We start from the raw sequence: 17,452 nt of genomic DNA, 5'->3' as shown, positions 1-17,452 counted from the left end.
CTTCCCTTAGCGCTGAACACCCCTGCGTTCGATCAGCACAGCAACGGCGAATACCACGACACCGAGTGCGGCGAGCACGGCACCGACAGCAGCGGGTGCCCTGTATCCGTAGCCTGCGCCAATGACCAGACCGCCGAGCATCGCTCCCACACCATTCGCGATATTGAGTGCCGAGTGATTGGCGGTCGCCGCGAGCGTCTGAGCGTCCTTCGCGACGTCCATCAGTCGTGTCTGCAGGCCCGGAACCAGCGCAGCCCCGAAGATCGCGATGAGCACAAGGTTGAGCACCGCGAGCAGTGGGCTGCCAGCCGTCACGGTGAACAGCGCGAGCAGCACGGAAAGACCCACGAAAAGACCGAAGAGGCCAGCTTTGAGGCTACGGTCGGCAATCATTCCGCCGAAGAGGTTGCCGATGACCATCCCGGCACCGTAGAGCATCAGCACCAGGGGCACGAGCGCGCGGGGAATCCCCGCTTCGTCCTGGACCGTCGAACTGATGTAGGTGTAGATCGCGAACATGCCGCCGAATCCAACGATTCCGGTGAGCAACGTCAGCCAGATCTGAATATTGCGGAATCCAGCAAATTCTTTGAGAGGGCTCGACCCGTGCGGGAGCGGCACATCGGGAACGAGTCGCTGCAGAGCGAAGACAGTGAGCACACCAATTGCCGCGACGAGGGCGAAGGCGCTGCGCCAGCCGAAATGCTGTCCCAAAGCAGTCGCTACCGGAACGCCCGCGACGTTGGCCAGACTCAGCCCGAGCATCACTTGAGCCACTGCGCGTGCACGCATACCTGGCCCCGCAAGTTCCGCTGCGACTAGCGCCGCTACACCGAAGTAGGCACCGTGCGGCAGCCCTGCCAGGAATCGCGCAACCAGCAGTGCCTCATAGGTGGGTGCGAGCACCGTGGCGACATTGCCTACGGTGAACGCCACCATCAGCGTGATCAGGAGTAGCCGCCGCGCAACTCTGGCTGCACCGATCGCAATCAGTGGCGCACCGACCACAACTCCGAACGCGTATGCGCTGATCGTGTGCCCTGCGGAGGGTTCCGTGACGCCGATTCCGTTCGCTATCTCCGGCAGCAGGCCCATCGCAACGAATTCGGTCGTCCCGATGCCGAAGGAGCCGAGCATCATCGCGACCACGGCGGGTTTTCGCCACAGCGATTGCCGTCGTATCCGTAGAGGTCCGTTGGCTGGAGCGGACGAACTCGCCACTGAAGTCACGGGCATTCCTGAGCGGTTGTGAGGTGGACAGGCCAGACGCCGGGGGCCGGCACCTCTAGTGCGAACAGCACACGCACCGCAGGGCATACCGCTGCGGTGCGTGTTGTGACGTGAATTACCGCTAGTATTGGGCGCTTCAGACGAAACGGCGGCTAGCGGCTAGTTCAGATGTCTTTGACGGCGGCTTGCAAGTTGTCGTCGAGCGCGCCGAGGAACTCCTCCGTACTCAGGTAGCCCTGGTCTCCCCCGACTAGCACCGCAAGATCTTTCGTCATCTGGCCGCTTTCCACGGTCTTGATGACGACATCCTCGAGTTTGTGTGCGAATTCCACCACGGCTGGGGTGTTGTCGAGTTTGCCGCGATGCTCGAGGCCACGCGTCCACGCGAAGATTGACGCGATGGGGTTGGTCGAGGTGGGCTTACCTTGCTGATGCATCCGGAAGTGACGCGTAACCGTCCCGTGGGCGGCCTCTGCTTCGACCGTTTTGCCATCGGGTGTCATCAGCACCGACGTCATCAGCCCGAGCGAACCGTAGCCCTGAGCGACCGTATCGGACTGGACGTCGCCATCGTAGTTCTTGCACGCCCAGACGTAGCCCCCCTCCCATTTCAGGGCAGACGCCACCATGTCGTCGATCAGCCGGTGTTCGTACGTAAGTCCGGCCGCATCGAACTCTGACTTGAATTCCTCTTCGTACACGCGCTGGAACTCGTCTTTGAACATCCCGTCGTACGCCTTGAGGATGGTGTTCTTGGTCGACAGGTATACCGGGTAGTTCTGCTGCAATCCGTAAGCGAGCGAGGCTCGGGCGAAGTCCTGGATCGACTTCTTGAAGTTGTACATACCTAAGATGACGCCGCCGTCCTCGGGCATCTTCACTACTTCATGCTGAATCGGCTCGCTGCCATCCTCTGGCGTAAAGGTGAGTGTGACGGTGCCAGCCTGATGCACTTTGAAATCGGTGGCGCGGTACTGGTCACCAAATGCGTGGCGGCCGACAACAACCGGTTTCGTCCAGCCCGGCACGAGGCGGGGAATGTTGGAAATAATGATGGGGGCACGGAAAATCGTGCCCCCAAGGATGTTGCGGATGGTGCCGTTCGGCGAACGCCACATCTTTTTCAGGCCAAACTCTTCAACGCGAGCTTCATCTGGGGTGATGGTGGCGCATTTGACACCCGCACCGTGTTTCTTAATGGCGTTCGCAGCGTCGACCGTTACCTGGTCATCGGTGGCGTCGCGGTTTTCCATGCCCAGGTCGTAATACTCAAGGTTCACATCCAGGTAAGGATGGATCAATTTATCCTTGATGAACTGCCAGATGATACGGGTCATTTCGTCGCCATCTAGTTCTACGACGGTGCCCTCAACCTTGATCTTGGACATGGGTGCTTCGCGTCCTCCTAGGCAGTGTTCCCGGGTTCAGTCGCTCCGCTTGCACCTTGTGGGTGCATCCGGTGCGAATTCCGGCATCACGGTTCATCGGGTTCAAACCTATATCGCGAGGGCGGCCTGCGTGCCGCCCCACCTAAATATGACAAGCGTACTGCATAGTGCGTGGTACCCGCGTATCCCCATTTAGCCTAGCGGCAGCACACCAATGCGGGCGAGGCAGCGACGCCCAGTCCACACCACGTGGTAGGCAATGGCGAGAGAGAAACGCTACTATCTACGTCAGGTCATGAGCGCCAGCGTGTAGCCCCGGCTTGCTGGCCGGCAACCCTCCAACCGCGGTGGGGTGCCCCGGGTGATGACCGGGTTGTCCGCAGGACGGATAGCAAGCGCGGGTCCGCTGGGCGGACCCGGTAACCGGGAAGAAAGCCCTACGGAGGTCCACCATGAGCCGATGTCGCTAGGCCACTTTGGCCTCCCCATCGCCCTGCCCGTTGTGCCGTGCGACGACAGACCTCTGACTTCAGAGCAGGCCGGCTGCCTGCCCCCGCTCCGTCGCGCGAAAACCCAGGAGAGAATTCCTCATGAGCGACACTTCCCAGCCCGCGTGGACCTTCGAGACAAAGCAGGTCCACGCCGGACAGGTTCCTGATCCAACCACTGGCGCACGTGCGCTGCCGATTTACCAGACCACGTCGTATAGCTTCCGCGACACCGATCACGCTGCCGCGCTGTTCAGCCTTGCTGAGCCAGGCAACATCTATACCCGCATCATCAACCCGACGCAGGATGTCATTGAGCAGCGGGTCGCTGCGCTCGAGGGCGGCGTCGCAGCACTGCTCGTCGCTTCCGGCCAGGCCGCCGAAACCTACGCGATCCTCAATATCGCTGAGGCCGGGGACCACATTGTGACTAGTCCACGCCTCTATGGCGGCACCTACAACCTGTTTCACTACACTCTGCCGAAGCTCGGCATCGAAGTCAGCTTCATCGAAGATCAGGACAACCTCGACGATTGGCGTGCCGCCGTCCGGGACAACACCAAAGCGTTCTTCGCTGAAACCATCTCCAACCCTGGCGGCCAGATCCTCGATATTCCGGGGGTCTCCGCTGTCGCGCATGAGCATGGTGTACCGCTGATCGTCGACAACACGGTTGCCACCCCGTACCTGATCCAGCCGTTCACGCATGGCGCTGACATCGTCGTTCACTCGGCGACGAAATACCTCGGCGGCCACGGCACTTCTGTCGCGGGTGTCATCGTCGACGGCGGTACATTCGACTGGTCATCAGGCCGCTTTCCGGGCTTCACAACTCCGGACCCGAGCTACCACGGAGTTGTTTACAGCGAGCTCGGGCCGCCCGCATACGCACTGAAAGCGCGGCTGACGCTGCTTCGCGATATCGGCGCGGCAATCTCACCTTTTAACGCTTTCCTCATCGGCCAAGGAATAGAAACCCTGAGCCTGCGCATTGAACGACATGTGCAGAACACACAAGCTGTGGCGGAGTATCTGGCCTCCCGCGACGATGTCACGGCGGTCTACTATGCAGGGCTGCCTAGCTCGCCATGGCACAACCGTGCCCAGGAACTCGCCCCCCGCGGGGCCGGTGCGGTGCTGTCGTTTGAGCTGGCTGGGGGCATTGATGCGGGCAAGAAGTTCGTCAACGCTTTAGAGCTGCACAGTCACGTCGCTAACATCGGTGATGTGCGATCCCTTGTCATCCACCCAGCGTCGACGACACATTCTCAGCTGACCCCAGAGGAACAGCTGGCTGCGGGCGTTACTCCAGGCCTGGTCCGCCTGGCTGTGGGAATCGAAGGGATTGACGACATCGTGGCTGACCTGGCACGCGGATTCGAAGCGGCGGCGTCTTGACAGTAAGTCCTGTTCACCGTCCCTGGCCGCACACGCAGCGGACAGTGCGCGCCCCCTCCCGGTGGCGCGCACCCGATCCTGCGCTGTGGCCTGAGCCGGATGGCACTCTCGGTTACGTCGACATCGGCTCGCTCCGCATGGAGAATGGCGCGCTGCTGCCTGATGTCACCCTCGCACTGCAGCGGTGGGGCGAAGTCTCCCCGAAGGGTGACAACGTCATCCTCGCGCTGCATGCGCTGACGGGAGACTCACACGTCACCGGCCCCGCAGATGACGAGCACCTCAGTCCTGGATGGTGGGATGGCCTCATCGGCCCGGGCGCTGCCGTCGATACGAATGAGTGGTGTGTGCTGTCCGCCAACTCAGTGGGAGGGTGCCGCGGCAGCACTGGCCCCGGTTCGCTGGCACCAGACGGGAAACCGTGGGGCTCACGGTTCCCGGCTGTCACGATCCGTGACCAGGTCAACGCGGAACTGCAGCTCGCAAATCTGCTGGGGATCGAGCGGTTCGCGTCCGTTCTCGGCGGATCGATGGGCGGCGCGCGCGCACTCGAGTGGGAAGTGAGCTATCCCGACCGTGTCGCTACCGCCCTGGTTCTTGCTGTCGGAGCGCGTGCAACTGCGGACCAGATCGGTACACAGTCAGCCCAGATTCTCGCGATCAAGACCGATCCGCACTGGCAGGGCGGCGACTATTACGGGACCGGACGCGAGCCTGAGCATGGCCTGGGTGTCGCGCGGCGCATCGCGCACCTGTCGTACCGCGGTGAAGAAGAACTCGACGAGCGGTTCGGTAACTCCCCACAGGATGGGGTGGAACCGTTCAACGGTGGCACGTTCTCAATTCAGAGCTACCTCGATCACCAGGCCGGCAAGCTGGTGCGCCGATTCGACGCGGGCAGCTATGTGATCCTCAGCGACTCACTCAGCAGCCATGACGTTGGTCGCGGCCGGGGCGGCATCCAGAAGGCACTCGCCGGCTGCCCCACGCCGACCATCGTGGGCGGGATTACCTCGGATCGCCTGTACCCGCTGCGGCTGCAGGAGGAGTTGGCTGCGCACCTGCTCGGTTGCAACGAGTTGCGCGTCCTCAACACAGACAAGGGTCATGATGGGTTCCTCACGGACTTCGATGGCATCTCCGTGCTGCTGAGCGACACCATGGACCTCGCGCGGAAAACTATCGGTTAGCACAACTTCGGCTGTCGTTCTGCCGCAGCGTCTCGCGATTGCTAACATCCGAGCATGTCGTCCAATGAGGGGCCTGTGAGCAATCCTGATGGCGCGCGCCGGAGAAAGAAGTGGGGCAAAGGACGGTTCGGAGGCTTCTCCGGACTGTTTGTTGCCGGAAAGACCCTGGCCTCCGCGGTGTCCGAGGACCGGCCACTGGGCAAGGCACTGGCCCCGGGCGGCACGGTTGACAAGGCGCTCGACACCGACGGCCCCCTCGACAGACTGCTCGCCAAGGGTGGTGCGCTCGACCGGCTCCTCGAGCGCGGCGGATTCTTGGACCGGATGATGGAGCCTGATGGGCCAGTTGACCGCCTCATCAAGAAAGAGGGCCCACTGGAACGCCTTCTTGCGAAGGACGGTTACATCGACCGGTTACTCGATGAAGGTGGCGCACTCGACCGTCTCCTGGAACCGGGCGGTGTGCTCGACCAGGTCGTCCAGGACGGCGGCCTTATCGACCGCTTCATGGAAGTCTCGGTGACGCTGGGCGAGGTCGGTCCGACTATCCAGTCGCTACAGGAGCCCATTGCCGGCATCGACCGTTCAGCCGCCAAACTCGCTACCGCTGTTGGACCATTGTCCGATCTTGTCGAACGTATCCCCACGGCACCCCGCATACCGGGAATGAGGCGCCGCAGTTCCACGAAGGATGCTCCCCCGGCCGCCGCGACGGAAGCCGATCTGCCTGACGCGCCTTAACCGGTACCGAGCGGATCGATCGAGAGCGTAAGCCATACGATCGTTCCGCCCATAAGTGCGAGCGCGCCGACGTCGAATGGGCGGCTGCGGACCGCCAGCAACCCCGCTTGCACCTCGGGGAGGATCAGACGGAACCAGGCGGCGAGAAGTGTCGCGATCCCCACAACGAACGCGCCCCGGCGCCACCGGTCGCTGACGACGAGGATCAGCGCAAGTAGCAGGAAAGCGGCAATGATCGCCAAGGGAATATGAGCCATCACCGTCCGCATACGATCACGGGAGAACGCGCGCTGCACCATCGATTACCCGGAGTGTGCGCCTGTAGAAGCAAGCTCTGCCGCTGCTTGCTCGGCTCGCTCGACGACGTTTGTGACGAGGAATGCTCGGGTCAGGGGACCGACACCGCCGGGATTAGGTGAAACGAAACCGGCGACATCCCATACCTCCGGCGCGACGTCACCGGCGAGTTTCCCATCCACCCGGCTGACACCCACATCGAGCACAGCGGCTCCGGGCTTGACCATGTCTTCGGTGATGATCCCCGGAACGCCTGCAGCGGCGATGACGATATCGGCACGACGCACTTCAGCTGCAAGATCGCGGGTGCCGGTGTGGCACAGCGTCACTGTGGCATTTTCCGAGCGGCGTGTCAGGAGCAGACCGATCGGTCGCCCGACGGTGACACCGCGACCGACGACCACCGCGTGAGCACCCGCGATGGCCACCTCGTAGCGGCGCAGCAGGTGCACAATGCCCCGAGGAGTGCAGGGCAGTGGAGCTTCTTTTCCGAGGACGAGGCGGCCGAGGTTGATCGGATGCAGCCCGTCGGCGTCCTTTTCGGGATCTACACGTTCCAGCGCAGCATTCTCGTCCAGGTGCTTGGGCAGTGGCAGTTGGACAATGTAACCGGTGCATGCTGGGTCGGCGTTCAGATCGTCAATAACGGCATTCAGCTCGTCCTGACTGATGTCAGCGGGTAAGTCACGCCTGATGGAGGCGACGCCCACTCGAGCACAGTCGGCGTGCTTTCCCCGCACGTATGCCGCCGATCCGGGATCATCGCCGACCAGGACCGTTCCGAGCCCGGGCTGAATCCCGCTTTCCTTAAGTGCATCAACCCGCTTCTTAAGATCAGCGAAGATCTCGTCGCGGGTTGCCTTGCCATCAAGAATCGTTGCCGTCACGGACGCTATTGTTCCAGGTTTCAGCACCCGCGTGCGCCAGGCACCAGGCACACTCGAAGGATGCCTGATGCATCGCAGGGAGAAAGGCCGACCCTCCATGGTCCGCGTGTCAAGCTCGTGCCGACGGAGCCAGCTCATCACAGCAGGCTGCGCGAGCTGCATAGCATTCCATCGATCCGCCGGTGGTGGCGCATGCCCAGCCCCTCCTGGCCCAACGATGTCGATGGGTTTCCGTACACAATCTTCGTCGGTGACCACATTGTGGGATTCATTCAGTGGTACGCGGAAGACGATCCCGACTACCGCCACGCGGGGATCGATGTCTTCATCGATCCGGAGGAGCACGGAAATCACTACGGCCGTGAGTCAATCCAGGTTCTGTGTGCGCACCTCGTCGACACCCACCGCTTCCATCGGATCATCATCGATCCCGAGGCGACGAACGAGCAGGCCATCCGCTCCTACATCAAGGTCGGCTTCCGTCCCATCGGTGTGATGCGGCAGTACTCCCGCGGTGAAGACGGCGTGTGGCGCAACGGCTTGCTGATGGATCTGCTGGCACCTGAATTAGTTCGGGTGCAGTGACCGCTGGGACGCTGGGGATCTAAGCTTCCGTCTGTGTTTCGCCTCATGTTCTACCGTCCGTGCATCCCTCCGAACACGGGTAACGCCATTCGGCTCGCCGCGGGCACGGGGTGTGAACTCCACCTTGTCGGACCGCTGGGTTTTGACCTGTCTGAACCCAAGCTCCGCCGCGCAGGGCTCGACTATCACGACCTCGCTTCCGTGACGGTGCACGAGGACCTTGACTCCGCTTGGGCCGCACTGAAGCCGCAGCGTGTATTCGCCTTCACCGCGCACGCGTCACAACCGCACTCCGCTGTCGCGTACCAGCCGAGAGACGTGCTGCTCTTCGGGCCCGAGCCGACCGGGCTCCCGGATGCCGTGCGTAACGACTCGCACGTAACTGAGCAGCTCCGGATCCCGATGATTCCTGGCCGCAGATCATTGAACTTGTCGAATGCAGCCGCGATCGTCGTCTACGAAGCGTGGCGCCAGCACGGCTTCCCCGGAGCCGTGTAGGGCCATCTGACACCAGCCGCGGTGGCTACTGGCTGCACCGGTGACGCTAGATTTTGCAGTTGGCAGCTGCAGCCGTAAACCTGGGATCGAGCTCATAATCGGATCGCCGCTGCCGAAGGACGGCAGCCACCTGCCCCGGGGCATCGCTTCCCATAAGTAGCCTTAGCCGGTCACCAGCCGTGGCACCGTTCACGTGGCGCAGCAGGTCCTGGGCGATCTCCGTCGGGTTCGTGCCGCCCCCGGTCGCCTCGGGCTCACTCGCCCAGGGCACCGATACGGTCCCCAGAAAGCGTTCACGACAATCGTCGTACGCGGCCAGTGGGACGCTGAACTGCATGCTCCTTGTTGCCCATTGCGTGTCCATGGCCCCGACTTCCGCAAGGGTGACGCCGATGCCGAACTCCTTCAACTCGCCCGCGAGAGCTTCGCTGAACCCCTCAAGACCCCACTTCGCGGCGTTATACAGGCCGAAGAACGGCAGGGCACCGACCCCACCGACCGAGGACACCTGGATGATGTGACCGCTGCGCTGAGCTCGCATGAAGGGAAGCACCGCCTGGGTGAGCCACAGCGCCCCAAGCAGGTCGGTGTCAATTATCGCTCGGGCTTCTTCTTCGCTGACCTCTTCGATGGCACCGACGAGCCCGTACCCCGCATTGTTCACCAGCACGTCGATGGCACCGTGCTGCTCGACTGCTTTGCGGACTGTCTCGTGGCAGGCCTGTCTGTCGCGAACGTCGAGATGGCAAACGGACAGTCGCTCGTGCTCGAGCAGCGCACCCTCTACCCGCGTGGTCGCTACGACGCGGTGACCGGCCCTCAATGCCTCCTCGGCCAGTGCCTTGCCCAGCCCTCTGCTCGTGCCGGTGATGAACCAAGTCTGTGGATGAGTCATACACCCATGCAATCACAAACGAGACGATACGTCTCGTTTGATAGTGTCTGTTTATGGCTCGTCCCGCCACCATCGCCCGCGTCCACGACGCCGTCCTGCAGATCGCCGTCACTGGTGGACCTGAGTCGCTGACAATGGAGGGCATCGCCGCCAAGGCGGGGGTGGGCAAGCAAACGCTGTACCGGTCATGGGGCTCAGTGGCGGCGATACTCTTCGACGCGCTGCTTCGACACAGTGCACAACATGCGGATGAAACGGCGTGCGACAAGAGCGACCTGCACTCCGAAGTCGAATGGCTCCTGCGATCCTCAATCGAAGAGATCTCAACGCAGCCCCACGAAGCACTCCTACGGAGCATCGCAGCCAAGATTCAGACGGACGAGGAAACAGCACATGAATTTCAGCAGCGATTGCTCCGTCCCCAGCTGGACATGATCCACTCGCTCCTGGCAGAAGGCGGGATGCGCGACGCTGAGAGAGCCGCGGAACTACTGATCGCCCCAATCTTCTACCGCTGGTTCATGCGCCTGCCTGTCATGTCACAGAGCGAGCTTTCACGACACGTGACGCAAGTCCTACAGCTACTTCACGCAGATCCGTGAACTGACGGCCTTCGCGACAGCACCCGTGTGTTCGTCGAGGTAGAAGTGCCCACCCGGAAACACCTCGACCGAAAACTCGCCGGTGGTGTAGCGGTCCCAGTCCTTCACCTCATCAGGTGTCACGGTGGGATCGTCTGAACTGACCAGGACGGTGACCGGACAAGACAGACACGGCGTGTCCCCTTCAAAGCGGTACGTCTCGACCGCCTTGTAATCATTGCGCACTGCGGGCAGGACCATCTCTGCGATTTCCGGCATCTCCCGGAGAATGTGCACAGAGGCTGGATCGTTAGCGAGCCGCTCTAGCTCGCTGATCAATACCTCGTCGCTGCCCTCGTGAATAGCAGTGTCAAGCGTCTGATGCGGGGCAATCCGGCCCGAGACAAACAAATGCCCCAGCTCTGCTCCGGCACCTTCCAGCGCTCGTGCCGTTTCGAACGCGACTGTGGCGCCCATGCTGTGCCCGAACAGTGCGACCGGCGTCTCGTTACAGCTGCCGATCGCTGTTGCGGCGGCGGCAGCGAGTTGTGTGATGTCGTCAATCATCGGATCCCCCAGGCGGTCTTGCCGACCTGGCAGTTGCAATGCGAGCACCCGCACCAACGGAGTCAACTCGGCCGAAAGCGCGTGGTACACGCTCGCCGCGCCGCCCGCGGGCGGGAAACACACGAGTTCAGTTTTCGCTGCCGTTGCCTGGTGAAATGTGCGCAACCACTGAGAATCCGCCATCAGTCCTCGCTCGTCGTTCCTGACCTTCGCTCCGAGCGTAGCGGCGCAGCCGCGCGAGTTAACGTTTCCACGCCTCGAGTTCGCGGCGAAGCACCTTACCCGTCGCATTTCGCGGGAGTTCGTCGATGAAGATCACTTCACGCGGCGCCTTATATCGCGCGAGATTGCCCTTCACATAGTCCGTGATCACTTCGGTGTCCACAGTCGCTCCAGGGGCGCGGACAACGAAAGCCCTCAGGCGATGCCCGAACTCCGAATCAGGCACACCGATAACCGCGGCATCAAGAACGTCGTCATGGTCCGCGAGCAGATTTTCCACTTCGAGCGGGTACACATTCTCTCCCCCGGACACGATCATGTCGTCTTCGCGGCCATCAACGAACAGAAGCCCGTTGTCGTCGAAATGACCCACATCGCCGCTCGACAACATGCCGTCGATGACCTCCTTGCGCCGACCATCGGTGTAACCCGTGAAACTGAGTCCGCTCTTCACAAAAATTCGCCCGGTCGCATTGGGTTTCGTAATCGCCTGGCCGTCAGTGTCGTAGAGCGCGACGCGGCACGCCACAGGCGGTCGTCCGGCAGTGCCCGGCGCGGACCGCAGTTCGGCGGGAGTGGCCACCGTCGCGACCGCGACTTCTGTCGACCCATACAAGTTGTAAAGCACATCCCCGAATGCCTGCGCGGTTCGGCGGCACAAATCCGGCGACAGCGCAGAACCTGCGGCGAAGATGATTCGCAGTGTGGACGTGTCGTGCTTCGCCAGCACGGCGGGCCCAAGGTCCACGATTCGCTGAAGCATCGTCGGTACCAGGATCAGAGTGTCCGCCCGGTACCGGGCGACCTGAGCCACCGCGCGGGCGGCATCGAACCTGCGGTCCATGATTACCGTGCAGCCGAGTGCGAGCGACAGCACGAACTGGGAGAGCCCGGTGCCGTGGAAGATCGGCGCGGCCATATACGTTGTGCCGCCCTCTCGCAGCGGGATCCGGTCGAGGAATTGGGCACTCGCGAGTACCGACGTGTGGTTGCGGGGCGCACCTTTTGGTGTTCCGGTTGTGCCGCTTGTCAGGAGCACGAATCCACCCGGTGACCGGGGCGGTTTCACCCTGCCACACGGATGTTCCGCGATCAGGTCCTTGAGGCGCGGTATCGCGGAATCTACTGGGTCACCATCATCTTCCCAGGCAAGGTAGCGCGACACAGAGTCCGGTAGGGCAGCGAGCACTGTCTGGAATTCGGCGTCGTACACGACAGCGTTCACACGCTCGCGCGAGACAACTCCAGCAAGCTGCGGGCCGGCGAACCCGGTGTTCAGTAGGACTAGTCTCGCGCCAATCTTGCCTGCCGCCAGCATGCTGACGACGAGTCCGCGGTGGTCGCGGCACAGCGCCGCGACGGTACTCTCCGAGCCGAGACCACACGAAGCCCAGGCGCGCGCAAGTGCGTTCGAATGCCGGTCCAGCCCTGCGTATGTCAAGGGGCCATCTTCGTCGATGAGAGCGATCCGGTCGGGTCCCCGCAGCAGGGCATTGTGCATGGCCCCCACGAAAGGGCCGTAGGTGTGCGTCGCGCGCAGCGTGCGCACACCGTTATCGAGGCGCCGCACTGGCACCAGGCCTGCTCCGTAAATGACCCTCACACTGCGCGCGAAATCGGTCAGAGCACGAATCCCCGTCATCTCTCCCCCTCAGGAACCAGCAAGAAACGGCTGGACGATCGACACGAACTTCTTCGGCCGATCTTGCTGCGGACAGTGCCCGCAGCGGTCTATGACTTCGATTCGCGAATGCTCTCCCTGCTGCAGGGAGCGCACTGTCCGTGAGGGTGTGAGCAGATCATTTCGGCCCCACACCAGCAGATTTGGAACCTGCAAGTCACGAACGAGGTCCGCGACCGGGATATCGGAAAGTTCGCGAATCACGTCGCGTCCACGCGTGAGCAGGGCGAGAATCGCGGCGTCATCGACGTATGGCTCGGCATAGGCGTTCCGGTCGAGGCGGGAGAGCACCCGCATCCTCGTCGCGGCGAGGCTGTAAAGCACAGCAAGCGCGTGCCGGGACGCCGGTGTCGGAACGGCCCGCACCACCTGTCCGACAATCAGCTCACTGCGCCGCGACAGCGCGTGCCGCCACAAAGCCGGAATTCCGGCAATACCTGGCATATCAGCGAGGACCACCCGGTCAACGAGGTCCGGGCGCCGCGACGCCACGAGGAGGGACACCACGGCACCCATCGAATTGCCGACAAGGCTCACTCTTCCGGGGCCGCCGCGCCGCTCGATGACCGAGGTGACAATCTCCTCATAGGTATCGAACAGCGGCGACGGCCAGAAGCGAGATCTGCCGAAACCCGGGAAGTCGAGCGCGACCACTCGGGCCTGCGCCGCGAACTGTGGCATGACCTTGTTCCAGGTGTCCGCGTTGTCGGAGAACCCGTGAAGCAGCAGGACGAGGTCATCACCCTTGCCGCGTTCAATGGTGTGAACCTCGGTGAGGTTGGCTGTCACCGTCCGCTTCCGGGCTCAGCGTCGCGCGGCAGACCCAGCATCCGCTCCCCGATTACATTGAGTTGCACCTCGGTAGTGCCGCCATAAATGGTCGTCGCGCGGCCAGCTATGAGTTGCTCCATCGCCTTGTCACTGGGCTGTCCGGGAATCGACACTGCCCCTGCGGCACCCAGCTCGGCGACCACGAACTCCGAAATCGCCTGGCCCAACGCCATCCCCAGGAGTTTGCCCACCGAAGAGGTGGTGCTGACATCAGCTCCCGCTAACTGTTTGAGCACGACGCGAGAGCCAATCAGGTCCACAGCCTGACTCTCCGCAATCAGCTCGCCGATCTGAAAGCGCGCGTGCGAACTCAGTCCACGGCCCTTCGCGAAAGCAAGAAGATCCTTATCGGTGGCGTATGCCTCCATCTTCTGGCTCAGCGCGACGCGCTCACCGGCGAGCGTCGTACGGGCAACATGCCAGCCGTCGTTGACCGCACCGACAACATGCTCGTCCGGAATGAACACATCATCGAGAAACACCTCGTTGAACAGTGCTGAACCGGTCATTTCCCGCAGTGGCCGCACCGTCACGCCCGGTGTGGACATGTCGAGCACGAAGTAGGTGATGCCCTGATGTTTGGGTTTCGATGGGTCGGTCCGGGCAATCAGCATCGCCCATTCCGCGAACTGCGCGACGGTCGTCCAGATCTTCTGGCCGGTGACCTTCCAGCCGCCTTCGGCCTTGATAGCCTTCGTGCTGAGCGACGCCAAGTCAGATCCTGCCCCTGGCTCGGAGAACAGCTGACACCACACTGTGTCGCCCCGCAAGGTGGGGACCACCAGCTCCTGCTTCTGCTTCTCGGTGCCGTGTGCGACGATCGCCTGCACAGCCCAGCCACCCATGAGGAGCTGCGGCATCGCGATGCCCTGTGCCTGGATTTCCTGTGCGATGACGATCTGCTCGAGCGGAGAAGCGCTGCGACCATAGGGTTTCGGCAAATGCGGCTGCACCCAGCCGCCGTCACCGAGTGCGATCAGCTGCTCATCCTCATCCTCGATACGCGCAACCTCGTGCAGTTCACCGCGGACGTGCGCGCGGATCTCCTCAGCTTCCTCCGGAAGTTCGATTTCGGACCCGCGTGCGATGCCGTCGAGAGCCTGCGCCGCCACCCTGTGGGCGCGGTCCTCACGCGTTCCGAATACGCTGCGGATTGCTAGCGCACGCCGGTAGTACAGGTGCGCGTCGTGTTCCCAGGTGAAGCCGATGCCACCATGCACCTGAATGCAGTCCTGTGCAACCTCGACCGCAGCATCAGGCACGATGACCGCTGCCACATCAGCCGCGAAATCCGCTGTGTCATCACCTTTGTCGATGGCACTTGCCGCGTCCCAGATAACGGCACGCGCCTTCTCCAGAGCTACGCCCATCTGCGCGCACTTGTGCTTTACGCCCTGGAACTGGCCGATGGGGCGGCCGAACTGGACCCGGGTTTTCGCGTATTCCGCTGCCGTGGAAACACACCAGGACATGACTCCCAATGCTTCGGCGCCCAGAATCACGGCAGCGAGCGACTCGCCGCGCGACGGTGACAGCCCCTCGAGCACACGGTCGGCGCTGATTTCAGCCCCGGCAGCCTCGATTCGGGCGGAGCCCCGCAGCACGTCGATGCTGTCCTGCGGGGTAATTTTGAGGTCACTCGAGTCAACGGCAATCCAGCGCTCATCTGTTCCGATTGTCGCGGGAAGCACCACGACGTCTGCGTGCTCCGCGCCGATCACGGCATCGGCGTGGCCCGAGAGGATGATGCCATCGCCGCTGCGCTCTGCAGTGAAGTCAGTGAACCTTCCGGACAGAGCCACGGCACCGGTTACCGCACCACCCGCTAACCCTGGGAGAAGTTCGATGCCCGCTTTGGCATCAGCGGCAGCAATGAGCGCGCTCGCTACCACGGTCGGCACGAACGGGCCAGGAGCAACGTGGCGGCCCAGCGCTTCAATCGCGACGGCGAGTGTGAGAACACCAACGCCGCTTCCCCCGTGCTCTTCAGGGATATGAAGTCCAAGGATGTCTTGCCCCTGCAGAGCCTGCCAGAACGGCGGTAGCTTCTCCTCCTTCGGTGCCTCCACTGCTTCGCGGACCTGCTCAGCCACGATATGGCGTTCAGCGAACGCAGCCACCGAGTCAGCAAGTGCGCGATGCTCTTCCGTGAGGCCTAGTCCTAATTCGTAAGCGTTGCGTGCCATGTCAGGTCTCCTATCCCAGCCGCTCGGCAAGCTCGGTGACTGTCCATGGACCTTCGGCTTCGATGGTCTCGCCCGCGCTCCAGCCCTGCAATTCAGTGATGGCACCGCCCTGCACGGCGTAAACCTTGCCCGTGAGCTTGCATTCCGCGCTGGCCAGCCGCGCCACAAGTGGGGAAATGTTCGCGGGACTGAACGCGTCGAATTCGCCTTCAGGGACTTCTTCAGCGAAAAGAGCGCCCATACCCGGGGTAGCCAGCGTGAGGCGCGTGCGAGCGATCGGGGCGATCGCATTCACCCGAACACCAAACCGGTCAAGTTCGTCCGCCGCGACGAGCGTCAGCGCCGCGATGCCCGCTTTGGCCGCACCGTAATTGCTTTGACCCGCGTTCGGCATGAACGTTCCCGACGCGGAAGATGTGTTGATAACTGCACCGTTGACCTGATTTCCGGCCTTGGTCTGCGCCTTCCAGTACGCGGCAGCGTGCCGGAGCGGCGCGGCATGCCCCTTGAGGTGCACGGCGATCACCGCGTCCCACTGGTTCTCCTCCATACCGGCAAGGTAGGCGTCCCGCAGGATGCCCGCGTTGTTGACCAGCACATCGAGGCGGCCGAACTCGTCTATCGCCTGCTCGACCATTTCGGCAGCGCCGTCCCAGGTCGCAACATTGTTCGTGTTCGCGACAGCTTTCCCCCCTGCCGCGGTGATCTCGTTGACCACCTGCTGCGCTGGACCCGCATCAGTGCCGGTCCCGTCGTTCGCACCGCCGAGGTCGTTCACGACGACACTCGCGCCTTCGCGGGCGAAAAGCAGGGCATGCTCGCGGCCTATGCCGCGACCAGCGCCCGTGATGATCGCCACGCGGCCTTCCAGGGATCCCATGATGTCTCGTAGCTCCTTGTTGAGGCTGAAGTTTGGGTGGTTGCAGTCACGACAGGACGACGAGTCCGTCCTTCAGAACGACGTCGTCCCCGACAGTGGTCTCGTAAGCGAAGATGCTGTTTCCCGCCTGCCAGAAGCGGGTACTGATGTCCTGACCAGGGAGTACAGGCTTGGCGAACCGCACCGCTAAGCGGCGCATCCGCTCGGTCTCACCGTCAGCAAGTTCCGTGAGCGCCGCCCACGAGGTGAACGCCAGCGTGCAGAGACCGTGGTTGATGATCCCCGGAAGACCGGACATGCGCGCGATCTCTTCGTCGAGGTGGATCGGCATCGGATCACCGGATGCCGGCGAGTAGCGGAATGTCTGGTCCTCGTCGATGTGCTGCCCCACCTCGACCGCAGGGGCTTGCTCGCGGAGTGACTCGCTGAATCGGTGCTCGGGCGCCTTCTCGCCGACAGCGGAACCCGCATCGACTTTCCTGAAGAATGCCGTCATCCATTGTTCGTTGACGAGTTCGCCGTCGTCCGCGCGGGTTTCGGCGTAGATCACGACTGTCGAGCCATTATCTCGGCCTGTGAAGCCAATCGGTTTCGCCCTGACAGCAAGGTGATCGCCAGGGTAAATCGGTCGATGAAAGTGGAAGTCCTGCTCCCCGTGGACGAGCTTCATCAAAAGCTCCACGGGGGCAACAGACAGCGCAGCTGGTGCCATGGACATGAACACCGGCACGACGGCGAACACTGGCGGCGCGATTTCACCGCGCCGGTGCCGCTCGATGGGGTCATTCGTCGCTGCGGCGTATTCCGCGATGCGCTCCCCTGTCACTTCGAATCGTTCGACGTCGGTCCATTCGCCGAGTCCTGACGCGTCGAATGTGACTGCAGTTGTGTTTGCGGCTGCGCTCAT

Annotated in this window: 17 protein-coding genes and 1 riboswitch; of the genes, 6 read left to right on the top strand and 11 right to left on the bottom strand. The window is 62.6% G+C overall.

From position 1 onward, the window contains the following. Window positions 1-6: 6 nt before the first annotated feature. Together FHU29_RS20540 and FHU29_RS20535 are read right to left on the bottom strand one after the other, a co-directional pair. Window positions 7-1,230, bottom strand: a complete 1,224-nt coding sequence (locus FHU29_RS20540) for an MFS transporter (RefSeq protein WP_064438294.1) — start codon at window positions 1,228-1,230, stop codon at window positions 7-9. A gap of 164 nt (window positions 1,231-1,394) precedes the next feature. After that, window positions 1,395-2,618, bottom strand: coding sequence for an NADP-dependent isocitrate dehydrogenase (locus FHU29_RS20535; RefSeq protein WP_064438295.1), 1,224 nt, complete (start codon window positions 2,616-2,618; stop codon window positions 1,395-1,397). A gap of 291 nt (window positions 2,619-2,909) precedes the next feature. Further along, window positions 2,910-3,022: riboswitch (SAM riboswitch) on the top strand. 186 nt (window positions 3,023-3,208) lie between these two features. On the opposite strand from FHU29_RS20535, the gene FHU29_RS20530 reads away from it, so the two are divergent. Genes FHU29_RS20530 through FHU29_RS20520 form a run of 3 tightly spaced genes read left to right on the top strand, consistent with a single transcriptional unit; the run spans window position 3,209 to window position 6,435 of the window. Then, window positions 3,209-4,504, top strand: a complete 1,296-nt coding sequence (locus FHU29_RS20530; protein ID WP_064438296.1) for a bifunctional o-acetylhomoserine/o-acetylserine sulfhydrylase — start codon at window positions 3,209-3,211, stop codon at window positions 4,502-4,504. 44 nt (window positions 4,505-4,548) lie between these two features. Continuing rightward, complete coding sequence (gene metX, locus FHU29_RS20525; protein WP_083962049.1) at window positions 4,549-5,694, top strand: homoserine O-acetyltransferase MetX; 1,146 nt, start codon at window positions 4,549-4,551, stop codon at window positions 5,692-5,694. Window positions 5,695-5,748: 54 nt separating this feature from the next. Then, complete coding sequence (locus FHU29_RS20520) at window positions 5,749-6,435, top strand: hypothetical protein (protein ID WP_183377634.1); 687 nt, start codon at window positions 5,749-5,751, stop codon at window positions 6,433-6,435. Here FHU29_RS20520 and FHU29_RS20515 read toward each other — a convergent pair. Beyond that, window positions 6,432-6,734, bottom strand: a complete 303-nt coding sequence (locus tag FHU29_RS20515; RefSeq protein ID WP_064438298.1) for a DUF3017 domain-containing protein — start codon at window positions 6,732-6,734, stop codon at window positions 6,432-6,434. The two genes, FHU29_RS20520 and FHU29_RS20515, sit on opposite strands and share 4 nt — an antisense overlap. A gap of 3 nt (window positions 6,735-6,737) precedes the next feature. Further along, complete coding sequence (locus FHU29_RS20510; protein WP_183377633.1) at window positions 6,738-7,619, bottom strand: bifunctional methylenetetrahydrofolate dehydrogenase/methenyltetrahydrofolate cyclohydrolase; 882 nt, start codon at window positions 7,617-7,619, stop codon at window positions 6,738-6,740. A gap of 60 nt (window positions 7,620-7,679) precedes the next feature. Here FHU29_RS20510 and FHU29_RS20505 point away from each other — a divergent pair, with 60 nt between their 5' ends. Both FHU29_RS20505 and FHU29_RS20500 read left to right on the top strand, forming a co-directional pair. Then, window positions 7,680-8,204 (top strand): GNAT family N-acetyltransferase, encoded by a 525-nt coding sequence (locus tag FHU29_RS20505; RefSeq protein ID WP_064438299.1) that lies wholly within the window; start codon window positions 7,680-7,682, stop codon window positions 8,202-8,204. Window positions 8,205-8,237: 33 nt separating this feature from the next. After that, entirely contained in the window at window positions 8,238-8,702 is a 465-nt protein-coding gene (locus FHU29_RS20500) for a tRNA (cytidine(34)-2'-O)-methyltransferase (protein ID WP_064438300.1), read from the top strand. Between the two features lie 46 nt (window positions 8,703-8,748). Here FHU29_RS20500 and FHU29_RS20495 read toward each other — a convergent pair whose 3' ends face one another. Further along, entirely contained in the window at window positions 8,749-9,597 is an 849-nt protein-coding gene (locus FHU29_RS20495) for an SDR family NAD(P)-dependent oxidoreductase (protein WP_064438301.1), read from the bottom strand. A gap of 53 nt (window positions 9,598-9,650) precedes the next feature. On the opposite strand from FHU29_RS20495, the gene FHU29_RS20490 reads away from it, so the two are divergent. Further along, entirely contained in the window at window positions 9,651-10,199 is a 549-nt protein-coding gene (locus FHU29_RS20490) for a TetR/AcrR family transcriptional regulator (protein ID WP_064438302.1), read from the top strand. On the opposite strand, the gene FHU29_RS20485 is transcribed toward FHU29_RS20490, so the two are convergent. From FHU29_RS20485 to FHU29_RS20460, 6 genes are read right to left on the bottom strand one after another with little or no spacing between them, the layout of a single operon-like run. Next, on the bottom strand, window positions 10,179-10,928 hold the full coding sequence (locus FHU29_RS20485; RefSeq protein ID WP_064438303.1) for a thioesterase II family protein: 750 nt from the start codon (window positions 10,926-10,928) through the stop codon (window positions 10,179-10,181). The two genes, FHU29_RS20490 and FHU29_RS20485, sit on opposite strands and share 21 nt — an antisense overlap. A 58-nt stretch (window positions 10,929-10,986) precedes the next feature. Next, the gene (locus FHU29_RS20480) at window positions 10,987-12,609 is read right to left on the bottom strand and encodes an acyl-CoA synthetase (RefSeq protein WP_064438304.1); all 1,623 of its coding nucleotides are present in this window, start codon (window positions 12,607-12,609) and stop codon (window positions 10,987-10,989) included. 9 nt (window positions 12,610-12,618) lie between these two features. Continuing rightward, on the bottom strand, window positions 12,619-13,437 hold the full coding sequence (locus tag FHU29_RS20475) for an alpha/beta fold hydrolase (RefSeq protein WP_083962050.1): 819 nt from the start codon (window positions 13,435-13,437) through the stop codon (window positions 12,619-12,621). Then, a complete protein-coding gene (locus tag FHU29_RS20470; RefSeq protein ID WP_064438305.1) occupies window positions 13,434-15,665 on the bottom strand; it encodes an acyl-CoA dehydrogenase family protein in 2,232 nt (743 codons plus the stop codon). Before FHU29_RS20470 ends, FHU29_RS20475 begins: the two co-directional genes overlap by 4 nt. A 10-nt stretch (window positions 15,666-15,675) precedes the next feature. Next, on the bottom strand, window positions 15,676-16,545 hold the full coding sequence (locus tag FHU29_RS20465; RefSeq protein WP_064438306.1) for an SDR family oxidoreductase: 870 nt from the start codon (window positions 16,543-16,545) through the stop codon (window positions 15,676-15,678). A 46-nt stretch (window positions 16,546-16,591) separates the two neighbouring features. After that, window positions 16,592-17,452: a MaoC/PaaZ C-terminal domain-containing protein gene (locus tag FHU29_RS20460; protein ID WP_064438307.1), complete on the bottom strand. Its 861-nt coding sequence runs from the start codon at window positions 17,450-17,452 to the stop codon at window positions 16,592-16,594.

This window comes from Hoyosella altamirensis, assembly GCF_014191505.1.
Lineage (GTDB): Bacteria > Actinomycetota > Actinomycetes > Mycobacteriales > Mycobacteriaceae > Hoyosella > Hoyosella altamirensis.
This window is presented reverse-complemented; position numbering and strand designations above follow the sequence as displayed.